Annotated in this window: 10 protein-coding genes; all 10 read right to left on the bottom strand. The window is 66.0% G+C overall.

The features are described from left to right. Window positions 1-9 precede the first annotated feature (9 nt). The 10 genes from tagF to NKJ88_RS14725 all read right to left on the bottom strand — a co-directional run bounded on the left by tagF (window position 10) and on the right by NKJ88_RS14725 (window position 12,908). A complete protein-coding gene (gene tagF, locus NKJ88_RS14770) occupies window positions 10-552 on the bottom strand; it encodes a type VI secretion system-associated protein TagF (RefSeq protein ID WP_023726336.1) in 543 nt (180 codons plus the stop codon). Continuing rightward, window positions 534-4,070, bottom strand: coding sequence for a type VI secretion system membrane subunit TssM (tssM, locus tag NKJ88_RS14765; RefSeq protein WP_352444487.1), 3,537 nt, complete (start codon window positions 4,068-4,070; stop codon window positions 534-536). The genes tagF and tssM overlap by 19 nt, the downstream gene beginning before the upstream one ends. 1 nt (window position 4,071) lies before the next feature. Continuing rightward, window positions 4,072-5,397 carry a type IVB secretion system protein IcmH/DotU gene (gene icmH, locus NKJ88_RS14760; RefSeq protein WP_023709960.1) on the bottom strand — a complete coding sequence of 442 codons (1,326 nt, stop codon included), beginning with the start codon at window positions 5,395-5,397 and terminating at the stop codon, window positions 4,072-4,074. Between the two features lie 4 nt (window positions 5,398-5,401). Next, complete coding sequence (gene tssK / locus NKJ88_RS14755) at window positions 5,402-6,736, bottom strand: type VI secretion system baseplate subunit TssK (protein ID WP_023692181.1); 1,335 nt, start codon at window positions 6,734-6,736, stop codon at window positions 5,402-5,404. A 158-nt stretch (window positions 6,737-6,894) separates the two neighbouring features. After that, complete coding sequence (gene tssJ, locus NKJ88_RS14750) at window positions 6,895-7,347, bottom strand: type VI secretion system lipoprotein TssJ (RefSeq protein WP_023673710.1); 453 nt, start codon at window positions 7,345-7,347, stop codon at window positions 6,895-6,897. Window positions 7,348-7,350: 3 nt separating this feature from the next. Continuing rightward, the gene (gene tagH, locus NKJ88_RS14745; protein WP_023673711.1) at window positions 7,351-8,835 is read right to left on the bottom strand and encodes a type VI secretion system-associated FHA domain protein TagH; all 1,485 of its coding nucleotides are present in this window, start codon (window positions 8,833-8,835) and stop codon (window positions 7,351-7,353) included. Then, window positions 8,832-9,875, bottom strand: a complete 1,044-nt coding sequence (tssG, locus tag NKJ88_RS14740; RefSeq protein WP_352444485.1) for a type VI secretion system baseplate subunit TssG — start codon at window positions 9,873-9,875, stop codon at window positions 8,832-8,834. The genes tagH and tssG overlap by 4 nt, the downstream gene beginning before the upstream one ends. Next, entirely contained in the window at window positions 9,839-11,713 is a 1,875-nt protein-coding gene (gene tssF / locus NKJ88_RS14735) for a type VI secretion system baseplate subunit TssF (RefSeq protein ID WP_023682613.1), read from the bottom strand. Before tssF ends, tssG begins: the two co-directional genes overlap by 37 nt. A 3-nt stretch (window positions 11,714-11,716) precedes the next feature. Continuing rightward, the gene (gene tssE / locus NKJ88_RS14730) at window positions 11,717-12,472 is read right to left on the bottom strand and encodes a type VI secretion system baseplate subunit TssE (RefSeq protein ID WP_023673715.1); all 756 of its coding nucleotides are present in this window, start codon (window positions 12,470-12,472) and stop codon (window positions 11,717-11,719) included. Next, window positions 12,459-12,908: an Hcp family type VI secretion system effector gene (locus tag NKJ88_RS14725; protein ID WP_023673716.1), complete on the bottom strand. Its 450-nt coding sequence runs from the start codon at window positions 12,906-12,908 to the stop codon at window positions 12,459-12,461. Before NKJ88_RS14725 ends, tssE begins: the two co-directional genes overlap by 14 nt. Window positions 12,909-12,943 lie beyond the last annotated feature (35 nt).

Below are 12,943 nucleotides of genomic sequence, written 5' to 3'. Positions count from 1 at the left end.
GCGCTCCCATCAGCTGGTCTCCCAGCTGCCGGCGAGGATTGTCTCCAGCGTCGGTTGCGGCGCGTGCGGACCGATGTCGAAAATGTCGGAGTGCGCCGTCCACATCACCATGTCGGCGATCAGCTCTTCGCCCGGCTCGGCCTGTGGCATCGGCAGTGCCGTCAAAGCTGCATCCAGTTCTTCGGGCGTCAGCTCGCCCTGCTGGGCGGCGGTGGCGGCCTCCTCGATTCCGGCAAACCATGCCTCGGCATGCGTCAGCGCGACAGGCGCTTCGGGTAGCAGGGCAACGACGCTCAAGGGGAATTTCCGGCCCACCTTGTCGGCGCTCTGCAGGATGATGCCCGCCGACGCGCCGAAGGAGTTCGGGCCGGCCAGAAACCGCAGCGCCGTGGCCGGCGGCCAGATGTCCTGGCCAAACAGCGGCACCAGATGCTGCGCCAGCCAGCGGTCCCAAAGCCGCACGAACTCGCCCGTCAGCCGCCGGCTGACGAAGTCGCCGGTGGCGGGCATTTTGCCGTAGAAGCCAGGCAGGATCAGATCTGCGGCGGACATGAGAATTTCTTGAACATCTGGAGGTTGTAGGGATTTTCGACACTCGCCGCCTTGAGCTTGAAATCGGCGTACATGCCTTTCGTCCCCAGCCGCAGGCTGTAGACATCGGACAGCGACGTCCCGGTGAAGCGGCCGCCGCGCAGCATCCTCAGCCACGCCCAGCTGCCGGTCTCGTTGAGCATGATTTCGGGCGAGCCGTCGATCGGCTGGAAGGCGAGCGAGATGACGCCGGTGCCGTCCTTGCCGGGCCACGTCATCGGCTGAGGTCGCGTCGCATTGTTGAAATAGACCAGGTTCTGGCCGTCGAGGTTGAGCGTCACGCGGGTGACGTTGGGCGACAGGTCGGTCGGCTCCAGCGTGAACGCCATCACCGGGCCCTGAGCGCCGGGAAAGAGATCGTCGCGGATGCGCCGCGCCTGCTCGAAGGCGGCGAGCGCCGATGGGTCGAGGCCGAAATCGGCACGCCATTTCCAAGGCTGCGCCGAGGTGTCCACATAGCTGATCAGATGGTCGTTGATGAAGCCGTCGATCATCCCTGCCGGTCCGAACAGGCGGGCGAAGTCGCGCACATTGACGTCGACGGCGCTGTCTGGGCTGAACGGATAGCGGTCGTTGAGCGCGGCCTGGCAGAAGGGCAGGATATCGGCGCGCCAGATGGCGTTGAGCTCGGAGGCCACGGCCTTCTGCGTCAACCCGCTGGTGTCGCCGGCAATGCCGCTCAGCCAGGTGTTGACCGGGTCGGGCAGGATCTGTGCCTGGCGGGCGACGGCGCCGGTCAGTTCGGCCAGCCCGCCCTGTTTCTTGATCGCGTCCTGCGGGTCGGGATTGGCGGTCACCGTTTGCAGCACATTGGACAGCGCCGTCAGCGCAACGACCGCGGCATCGAGCGCCGGCGGCTGGCCGTCGACCTCGGCAATCGTGCTCTTGAGCGGCTTGAAGTGTTCGGCCACCAGCGTGCCGGTCAGGTCGACTTCGCTGGCCGATCCTGCGCGCGGCAGCAGCTTGGCGCCAGTCTTGACGATCTTGCCCAGTTTGCCGAGTTTGCCCAGCAGTTTCGAGCCGCCCTTCGCCGCCGCCTTGTCGTCGGTCGGCGCCTCGTCCGAGCGGGTGAGGTCGACCTCCTGGACCACCGCCGTCAGCAGCCGCTTCAGCGCGGAATCGGCGCTGGAAAGGTCTTTCAGATTCTCGCTGGCAATGTTGAGGTCGCTGAGCGGCGCCAGCCGCATGTCGCGCAAAAAACTGTCCCACTGCGCGATGTAATCGTCATAGTAGAGCTTCAGGATATCTTCCGACAGCGCCGACACCGAGGTCTCGGAATTTTCCGAGCAACCGCCGGCAAACACCGCGCGGTCGAGTGCCGCCTGGGCGGCCACATCCTCGACCCGGTCGAGGATCGCGTCGTGGAAGCCGTCATAGGTGAAGGCGCCTGATATGCCGACGCGCAGCGTCTTGTCGGAGCGTCGCGAAAACACCTTGGCGCCGTTCGGCCCGGCGAAATTGGCGGGGATCCATTCCTTCAATCCGGCCACCGCCGGATCGGCCAGCAATTGCTTGTAGGCCCGCGCCGGCAGCGAGATCGTGCAGACCGTTTTCAGCGCTTCGGCGACCAGCGCCTGGTCGGGCGCGATGTAGCTGTCGTCGACCGCCATGCGCCGGATCGCGGCCAACTGGTGTTCTTCCGCATCGGCGGTCGGGAAGGGCGCGGCCGGCGCGAATTCGGGCAGGTCGTTCACCCACCAATTCTCGACGAAGTCGGAGTCCATCTGAGACAGGCCGGTCATCATGCGGTAGGTCTTGAGCGCCCCCAGCATGAAGTCCGGATCGCGGATCTGCCGCCACATGGTCGCTTCGAGCAACGCCACCATCCGCGGCTCCAGCACGTTGCGCAGAGCGTGGTCATAGGTGTCGGTCTGCGCCCGCATCATCTCGGCCGAAGCCGATGGTCCGAGCAGGTCCTGTGCCTTGTTGGGAGGCGCAGTCCTGGCATTGGCGACTTCGTCCATGGCGGTCAGGGCAACGTCCATAGCCGGCTGCAGCACCGAGGCGGGCGTCGCGGCGGTCGACGTCAGCGGCGCCTGCAGTGCTTCGAACTGGCCGGCTTGCGCGGCGATGGCGTTGCGATTGTCGTAGTAGGACCAGGTGAACAGGCCGCCGGCGAGTATGGCCGCAGCCGCGCTGGCAGCGGCGGCACCGCGCCAGATCCAGCTGCGGCGGCGCTGCGCCAGCGGATCGAAGGTGCCGAGCCCGGCCTCCTTGAAGATCACCTCGGTCAAAAGGTTCTTGAGGAAGAAGCTGCGCTTCTCGAAGCGCTGCGTCGGCATCGTGCGTCGTGCCGGCAGGCCGAAGGAGGAGGCGAGCGCCGCGGTCAGCCGGTCGATCGGCGCGCCTTCCTGGGTCGCCGAGGTGAGATAGAGGCCGCGCAGCCAGGCTGCCTCCTCGTAGCGGCTCTCGCCGAACATCGCCTCGACCAGCACCTGGATCGGCTCGGACAGGCTTTGCAGCTGTGCGGGAAAGCGGAAGATCTCGGCCCGTTCGGCCAGCTTGTCCTCATCCTCCAGCCGCGGCACCAGCCGCTTTTCCAGCTCCCTCGACAGCGTCGTGATTTCGCCCGCGATCATCTTGGCGTCGACGCGTGCATCGAGCGGGAAGGTCGTCCCCCATACCTGTTCGCGCGCCGCCGTCGACAGGCCGCTGAAGAAGGCCTCGAAGCCTCTGATCAGGTCGGCCTTGGTCAGCATGAGATAGACCGGCAAGCGGATTTCCAGCCGCTCCTCGAGCTCGGCCAGGCGCCTGCGGATCTTGCGGCCATGCGCCTTGACGGCTTCGTCGCCCTCGGACAGCGCGTCGATCCCAAGCGCAACGATGACGCCGTTGAGCGCACGACGGCCACGATGCTTCTTCAACAGATCGAGGAAGCCCAGCCATTCCACGGCGTCGACATCGGGCTGGCTTTCCTGCTGGACATAGCGGCCAGCGGTGTCGATCATCACTGCGTTTTCGGAGAAGAACCAGTCGCAGTTACGGGTACCGCCGATGCCCTGCAGATCGTCGGTCAGGTCGATCGGAAAGTTGAGGCCGGATTGGCGCAAGGCCGTCGTCTTGCCGGTCGCCGGGGGGCCGACGATCACATACCACGGCATCTCGCGCAGGAACTTGCGGCCGCCGAGCTTGCGGCGCTTCAACTCGACCATGACGTCCTGGAACTTGGCGCCGACCGCGGCGACGTTTTCCTCGCCCGGGCTGAGCCGCTTTTCCTCGACCGGGGCGGAAATCTCGGCGACGAACATGCGATTGGCGCGGATCGCGCGGCGCTGCGCGACAATCAGCCAGATCAGCCAGAAGATCACCAGAAGAGCGATGATGACGATGCGCACCGTCTCCGACGCCATCGGCACATAGTCGCCGACCCGTACGATCGGGCCGAATACCCAGATGATCAGCGACAGCAGCGCCAGGCCGATCAGCGTCCACAGGAAACGCGAAGTCAGGACCGCCCAGAGGAAGCGCAGGATGAACATGTCACAGCCTCTTTTCGACCAGCACTTCGACGCGGCGGTTCAAGGCCCGCCCTTCGCGTGTGCCGTCGTCGGCCACCGGATCGGTGGCGGCCCGGCCTTCGGAGCGCACGCGCTCCTTCGGCACGCCGTTCTGAATCAGGATATCGGCAATTTCCGCGGCGCGGGCTTCCGACAGCCGCTGGTTGGTGGACAGTGGGTTGGTCTTTTGCAAGGGAACGCCGTCGGTGTGGCCGACCACGGTGATATCGCCGATCAGCTCCTGGTTCTCGAGGATCACCCTGGCGACCGAGGCGATGAGCGGATCGAAGCCGTCTGTCAGCTGCGCGCGCGACGACTGGAAGAGTTCGGGATTGGAGGCCTGGATGACCAGCCGCGCCAGCGACACGCTCTCCGTGCCGCTCAGCGCTCTCTTGAGCTCGTCCGGCGCCGCCGCCTGGAATTCCGGCAGCAGCGCGAAATCCACGGCCACCGGCGGCGGCGCGTCGACCTTCGGCGAAGCGCGGGTGACATCCGTACGCGTCGGCGGCGGCAGTGCGCGCACCAGCGCCGAAAGCTCGACCGCCTGGCTGCTCAGGCTCATCGACAGGCCGATATGGATGGCTGTCGCGATCACCGCCGCTGCCGCAACCATCACCCAGATCGGCACGATGAAGCGCTGCGGTTCGTCGGAGGCGATCACGCCTTTCCAGTTGGGTGACAGCGGTGCGCCTTCGCCGTCGCTGTCGCGCAGGAAACGCGCGGCCGCCACACGCACGGCATTGAGCGAACGGTCGCCCGAGCGGCCCGGCACGCGATATTTGCCGCGGAAGCCGAGCGCCATGCAGTGATATTGCAGCTCCAGCATTTCGCGGTCGCGGTTGGGGTGGCGCTCCAGCTCTTCAAGACGGGCGAAGAATTGCGCGCCGGCGTCGACGTCGCCGCGCAGCATCACCACCAGCGGCTGGCGCGGCCAGGCGCTGGCCCCGCCCCACGGCGTATTCAGCGCCAGATCATCGAGCAACGCAGCCACCAGCCACGCGGCCTGGTCGGCGCGCTCGAGCGAGGAGCCCTGCGCCATGGTGGTGTCGCGGCAGCGCACAAGTTCGTCGAGCAGCCTGGTGCGCAGGGCTTCCGGGTTCTCCGGCGGCTGCGCGTTTTCGAGTTCGGGTGCAAATTCCAGCAGCGGCGAGAACGCGTTGACGAGCACGTTCGGATGCGCGCGCGCGGAGCGCTTCGCGGTGACGCCCGACGCCGGCAGCGGCATGGCGCGCGGCGTCGGCGCTCCGCTCAGGCGGATGCGCGTCCGCTCCCGATCCTCGGACAGTCCGAACGGATCGTCCCTGCTCATCATCTCACCTGTTGACCGAGTAGCAGTCGACCTGCGGTTCGCTGGGCAGCACGCCCGAAACGCCGATCACAAAACCCGGCGCTTCGAGCAGCGAGGCCCAGTGCTCGCTTTTCTGGTCCAGTTCGAGACACAGCCGGTCGCCGTCATAGGGAATTTCGCGCGGCTGCGAATGAAGGGGCTTCAGCGGAATGCCGGGCAGGCGTGATTTCCACAGCCCTTCGAATTCGCTGGCCGAGCCGACCGTCGCCTGGTTGACGAAAATCTTGCGCAAGGCATCCTCCGACAGTTCGGAGCCGATCCGCACCACGATGCGGCTCGCCACCAGAAGTTTCGGGTTGTCGATGCGGATCTTCCACACATTGGTGGCATGGCGCATGACCGGCAGGGCGCGCGATTTCGGCTCGATGTAGCGCAGGCTGAGGATCAGCGAACGCAGCGCATCGGCCAGCGCCGAATAGGCGGGTCCGGGCGCCATGTGGTCGTAGACAGGCAGTTCGCCGAGCCGCCTTGCGCTCGAACCGTAGGTCGCCATCGAGCCGGCAAGGCCGGCAAGTTCCATGTAGACCTCAGCCGGATGGAAAACGTCCTGCGCCAGCATGTGCGCCAGCCGCGGCCGCGCGGCGTTGACCAAATTGAGGATCAGAAGATCCTCGACACTGCGGCCGGGGCCGCCCAGCACCATCTTGCCATGCGCCTCGGCGATCTGGTCGAGGCCGGTGACCACTTCCTGCAGCAGGCGGCTGTACCAGGACGCCGCGCCGATGACCAAGGTCGGCGGCAGGAAGGTGTCGTCCAAGGCCACGCCGCCATCGGCGCGCACGCCCTTGAGTTCGGCCACCGGCAGCGCGGTGTAACCGCCGACGGCCGTGCCCGGCGTCAGCAACAGCGCCTGCGGCCGCGCAATCTCGATTTCCTCGGGGTCGGAGCCGCCATGCACGGCGTCGCGCACCGAGACGATCCGGCCGCGATAGCGCGCGCCGGACGGCTCGGCGTGAGCGGGGTCGAAGCCGACGCCGCCTGGCGGTTCGAGCGGCAGCGCTATCAGCACCGGTCCAGCGCCCATCTCCGGCGTCACCGCCAGCGGCCGCGGCGCATCCATCGTCTCGGGGATCGCGAACGGCGTCCCGTCTGGAAAGATGCCGCGTGCCGAGAGCACCGAGATCTGGCCGGCATCGAGCTGTGCCTGATCGAGCGTCAGCGTTCGAAAGCCGAACGTATGCAGATGCCCGGCCTGCAAGGCGCCGCGCACCGTCGCTTCGAAGAAGCGGTCCTGTTGCTGGAAATGCTGGGTGCGGAGGAACAGTCCCTCCGACCACAGCACCCTGTTTGCATCGCTCATGCCGGCACTCTCTGCTTCCTGCTCATCATGTTGCGCGGCTTGCGGACTTTTGCCGCCCATGCATGTCGCTCAAAAGTGGTCACGGTTTTGAGAGAACGACATGCATAAAAATAAAGATCTAAAGCGCGTCGCCTGAATCCGTTCAAACGCGACGCGCTTTAGGCGGAAATCCCGCCGCTGCCGAGCTTCACATTGACCGTGAACTTCGATCCCGGCGAAACCGATTTGGTCGTGCGCCAGTTGCGTCCGCCGGGTTCCCTGATCAGCGCGACGAAGCCGAGTGCTGCCACTTCTGGCTCGACCGTGATGGTCTTCGATGCGGTCTTGCCGGGTCCGACGGAAACCGTGTCGGAGCCGATGAGATCGCCGCCAAGTGCCGCGCCGGCACCGCCCTGCAGGGCGAAATAGTCGGCCGAGTTGAAGGCGCCGGTGCTCTTCAGGCGCAAGATCATCACCGTCACCGGCCTGTCGCCGCCGCCCGGTCCCGGGTTCATGCCGGCGCCGCCGGCAAGATTCACTGTGATGACGGATGGTTTCGGCGGGCCGCTCTGGCAAGCCGTCAGCAGTCCCGTCGCCCCGATGGCAAGGATAAATTCGCGTCTGTCGATCATGTCTCAGTCCTCCTCATATGCATCACGAAAATCAGCGCCGATCTCGCCCAGAAAACGCGTCTCGGCGCTGTGAGCGATTTCACGGTGGCGTTTCTGGTACAACTCCCAGAGCTTGGCTCCGCGCCCGCCGGTCAGCAGATTGCCGATCGCCGAACTCGACTTCAGTTCCTGCTCGATCGCCGCCGGATCGAAGCGGTCGATCATGCGCTTGAGCGCGCCTTGCACGCCGCGCCAGGCGCGAACGTGATGCTGCGCCAGATCGCGCACCGCGTCCTTGATCGCCGCCTCGGCGCCGAGGAAACCGGGGCTGCGCTCGGCCAGGATGGTTACCAGCGCATCGTCGACCGAGGGCAGGAATTTGAGCGGGTTGACTTCGGATGCGCCAACCACCGTTTGAGCGACGCGAGCGTTGCCCTTCTCTTCGGCGCGCTTGCGCAAAAGCTGCATCAGCCCTTCCATCATCAGCCGGTACTCGCGGCCGAATTTTTCCATGTCGGCCACCGGATCGCCGCCGGGAAAATCGGCCTCGTCCATGCCCATGCCGCGCAGGAAAGCGGCGCGCAATTCCGCGTCCGACGGTCCGGCTGACGGCCGCGCCGCGGATTGGCGGACAGGAGCGCGTGGTGGCGGTGGAGACGGGGGAGGCGGTGGCTGCGGTGGCGATGGCTCGACCGCGCGGACTGGCAGATCCCAGGGCGCTGCAGAGGGGGCAGGCGAGGGCGCATCGGTTGCACCGCCATCCGTCACGCCGGCGTCGAGGCTGGTGGACCCGGCAGGGCCGAAACCAAACCCGTCATCGTAGGCCGGCAGCTTCTCAGGATTGGATCTGCTCGGCTCTCTCGACCGCGGCGCGGAGTCGAGGCCGAAGGGATCGTCGAACGATGGCTTGGCGCCGTTTCTGTCAGTGGGCTCGGCCACCGGCGTTGCCACAGGGTCGAGGCTGAACGGATCGTCGAACGCCTGCGAGCTGCGTTCATCGGACCGCGCACGCGCGAATGCGCCGGGCACCGGCTTTTCGAATGGATCGGGCAGGTTGGCAGGGCGTGGCCGTCCCGGCTCTTCTTCCGTGGTGGACGAAAAGAAATCGTCGCCGCCGAGGCTGACCGGCGCCCGCGACGCCGCCGGCTTACTGGCAGGCGCTGAAGGCCTGGAGGCCGGCGCCTCGGTCTTCGCCGTCTGCAAATCGACCCACACCACATAGTCGCCCAGTCGCAGTCGCATGCCGCTTTGCAGGCGCGCGGTATTTCCCGCGCCGAGCGGGCTGGCGGCATCGTCGATGAACAACCCGCTGCTGGAGGTATCGGTGACGAAATAGCCGCCCTGCTTGCTGGTGATCTTGCAGTGGGCGCGCGAGACGAACATGTCGGGATCGTTGATCTGCCAGTCGGCGTCGGCGCTGCGGCCGATTACCAGCTCGCCCTCGTCCAGCCGCGCCTGCCGCGTGACTTGCGCGCGTGGTCCCTGTTCGAGAATCAGAAGCAGGCTCATGCCGCCACCTCTTCCCGCCAGCCGACGATGGTCCGCAACCGCATGTCGTCGGCGTCCCCCTTTTCGACCGGTCGCGCCAGCCAGGTGGTGCGGGCAAGCTGGACGGTGCCGAGCTTCGCCGGCGGCACTGCCTTTGCCGCAAGCACGATCCTGAGATCGACATCGATGGTCTCGCCGATCAGGTCGCGCACCGCCTGCTTCAACAGCTTCAGCCGCTCACCGCCCGGCAGGAAGGCCTTGTAATCGATATAGCTGAGCGCGCCGATGCGCAGCTCGATGCGGCTCTGCCGGCTGAAGCTGCGCGGGCCGATGGTGGCGCTGCGGCCGAGCGTGGCATAGCTGCCGGCAAGCCGCGTCTGCAGCGCCTTGGGGATGGTCATCCAGGCCGCGACGAACTCCTTCAGCACCACCGGCACTTTGAAGGCTTCGGCCAGGAACAGCGTCAGTCGCTCGGGGCCGTCGACTTGGGCAGCGAGCGAGGCGGCCTGGCGAAGTTTTACTGTATCGAGTTCGGCATCCTGCGTGCCCGGCAGCCCGATGCCGGCCATCGCTTCCAGCATGGAACGGACGCGGCCGCCGACACCGCGTTCGGCCTGCACGGCCGGATGCGCATCCGCCCAGGCCCGATAGTAGAGCGCGATCATCCTGTGCTGCAGGATATTGACAAAATCGACGAAGGTCGTGTCGCTCGTCTGCCGCGCCTCGGCGCCGGCATACCAGCGTTGCGACAGGCGATCGAGCACCCAGCGCGTCAGATGCAGTGGCATCGGCCCTTCGGGTCCGAGCAGGCCGAGATTGTTGACCGTGACGCGTGCCGGCGACTTGTCCGTCGGCTCGCGGAAATCCACCACGTCCTGCACTGCGAAGGACAGCCGCACATTCTGGCCGAGCCTTGCCGGCTCGCGGTCCGGCCGGCCGGAATGGCCGAACAGGCCGCCTTGCCGTTCGAGCCGGCGCAGCAGTTCGAAAAAGTCGAAACTCTCGGACAGGGTTGCGGCTCGCTCTAGATCAGGTAGCGATTGCCGGGCGTCATCGGCCATGGCACATCCTCCTGTTTCTGGAGCAACCGCGTGCGCGTGCGCACGAACCCGTTAATGCCGGCATGGCGGGCAAACAGCCGCGACAGCAGGCCCGACAGCAGCAGAGTGCTCTGTCCCGCCAGCACCGACTGGTCGACATGCAGCGTCACTTCCGTGCCGCGGCCGAAGCACATCGGCCCTTCGATCGCCAGCCTTTCGATCACCGCGCGCGAGTCGATGCGCACGATCGAGCGCACATTGCGGGCGAGCCCGGGGTCGCCGCGCTCGGCATAGAGATCGAGCAGCGCGTGCAGCGGATCGACGCCGCGGCCTTCCTTGGCCAGGCTGAGGAAGTTGAGCGCCAGCTGTGACACCAGCCGCCAGGCCAGGTCGTCGGCGCGCGACTCGCCGTCGGCGCCGGTCGGCAGCGCTGCCGGGATCGCCGGCTGCGGCGAACGCAATGCGCCGAGCAGCCGGACCGTCTCCACAGGGTCGCCGGCTTCCAGCGTCAGGGTCGGCGTGTCGTCGAGGATGGCCAGGTCGCGATTGGTGCAAAGCGCCATGATATCGACGCGCTTGAGCGGCCGGTTGGCCTGACTGTTGACTGGGCGCGAAACCGCCAGGAAGACGTCGTCGCCGGCATAGGAGGTCCGCGTCACGCCCTGGCGCCGCTCGTCCTCGGTCGGCCGGCGCGGCCGCCGCTCCGTCGAATAGACCCAGCCGCTGCCGCGATTTTGCCCAAGGCTGAAGAGTTCCGGTATCTCCGCGTCGGGTCCCTCGGCATCGGCGTCTTCGACGCGGATGACGCGGTAGATTTCAAAGTCGCGCGCCCGCGTGCGGTCGGCATGCAGCACCTGGCGCGTCTTGCGCTGGTCGAGCTCGACGATGTTGCACTCGCGCTCGAAGAGATTGATGATCGGGGTGGCGAAGAGATCGAAATCCGCCGGCGTCAGATCGGCGAGTTCGGGCACCGGACGCCGGAACAGGAAGATGATTTCGAGCCCGGCCTGGCATTTGCGCACGACCGGCAGCAAGCCGGTGACGCGCCCATAATGGAAGCGCTCGGGCATCATGAAATATTCGCGCAGCAGGCGGTAGCCTTCGAAGGTCGGCCGCGTGCGCGGCATCAGCGCCTCGGCATCGGCAATGCCGACCATCTCCGGCGGCGGTAGCGGCGACAATGGATTGGTCTTGCCTTCCGGTCGAGCGCCGACACCAGAGCAGACTCCGAAGATGGCGTCGAAGATCAGCGGCGCCTTGGTGCGGTTGGCGAAATAGAAGTCGAGCCGGTCGAGCGCCAGTTCGTCGAGCTTGCCTTTGCCGGTCCGCGCCAGCGTGATGCGAAGTGCCGCTTCGCCGGCCTTGCCGGCGATCGGGCCGATGCCGGCGGCGGCAAGCGCGCTGCGGTCCTGGAAATAGCCGACCGAACTGATCGCGATCGGAAACAGCGTCATGTCCTGCGCGGTGGTGAAGGTGCAGCGTGTCGACAGGCCGGCCTGCAGGCTGGAGACCAGCCGCGTGCCGCGCTTGACGACGTGGCCGGCAAGCATTGTCTGCACCTGCTGGCCGGGCTTCAGCACCACCATGGCGGTTGCCGGCACCGGCGTGACGAGATCGGGATAAAGCACGTCGAGGATGCTGCGCGAAAACCGCGAGCGCTCGGCATCCACCTTCAGGCGCGTGCGCGCGGCGAGGAAGGCGACGCCGTCGAGCAGCCGCTCGACATAGGGGTCGGGACACGGCACCGTATCCAGCGACAAATTGCGGGCAACTGCCGGATGCATGTCGGCGAACTCCGCCGCCAGCCCGCGTATGTGGGACAGTTCCTCCTCGTAATATTCTACGAAGACCCGGTCCATCTCTCAGGCTTCCCTGAACTCGGTGCGCGCCAGTCCGTTGTCGAGATTGATCGTCGTGCGCAGGCGCATGCGCTCGGGCGTCGGCGTCATGATCAGCACGGCGTCGATCTCGATCTTCAGGCCGGTCTTGTCGCCGAGGTTGACCGTGACTTTCGTCGCGCTCTCCTTCAGCCGCGGCTCGAATGCGGCGAGCACGGCGCGGATCTCGCGTGCCAGAACATCGCGATCGAAGTCGCGCGACGACCGGCCGGAGAAGGACGGCACGCCATAATTGACAACGCTGCGGCGCACCTCCGGAAAGTCGGCCAGCGATGTCGGACTGTCGGTCATCTGCTCGGCCTCGAGATCTGATAGCAGCGGCGCGGATTCGAAACGCTCGGTGTTGAACAGCGCCTCGATGTCGCGCCGCACGGCCTCGCGCAGCACATCGGGCGACACCACGATGCCTCGGCTTTCAAGCTCGCCACGGTGCCGGTTCTGAAACGCCAGCCGGTGCAGCCGGCGCTTCTGATCGGGGTTCAATGCGTCATCGGCGTCGATGCGCCTCGGTCCGTCTGCCAGCAGCTCGTCCAGGCGCTCTGCGCCAAGCTCCTCCTGCAGAGCCTGCCTGAGCCCGTCTATCTCCGAGCTCAGGCCCGGCAGATCGTTGACGAGGCGGTCCCACAGCGAAGGCTGTACCGCCTCGCGCTTGGCCCGTGAACCGCCCGCCTGTACCTTGTCGGCGGCAGGGCGCTTTGCTCGCCCCTCACTTGCCGACATAGACATCCATTTCGGCTTCGTCATTGTCGTCATAGACGAACTTGATCTTCTTGTAGGCGAAGGAGACTTCCTCCTGGATCAGGTCGGCTTCATCATCGGCCTGCGACATGTCGTATTCCATGATCGAGGCGTCGGTCAGGGTAACGACCAGATAGTCCTTGCTCTCGCCGTCGATGGTCCGCCGCGCGGAGAATTTGACCTCGTCCAGCGCCTTGTTTTCGAACAGGGCCTTGGCCAGATAGGGTGAGGCCTTGTCATAGTGCTTGGTGAACTTGATCATGCCCATCGACACGCGGCCTCGGCGCGAGAGGGAATTGGGGTCGTAGGGCGCGACCATCTTGTAATCGACGCCATGGATTTCGATCTCGTCGTCATGGCCGTCGCGTGTGCTAGGCCCCTTGATATCCGGAACTTTCAGAAAACCGTCGATCTTCATTGTGGGCATTTTCGTTCTCCACCGCTTTCAAACAA

It is taken from the genome of Mesorhizobium sp. M0016, from assembly GCF_040324035.1.
In the GTDB taxonomy this organism is placed as follows: domain Bacteria; phylum Pseudomonadota; class Alphaproteobacteria; order Rhizobiales; family Rhizobiaceae; genus Mesorhizobium.
The sequence above is the reverse complement of the archived record's forward strand: the minus strand, read 5'-3'. Positions and strand labels throughout refer to the sequence as shown.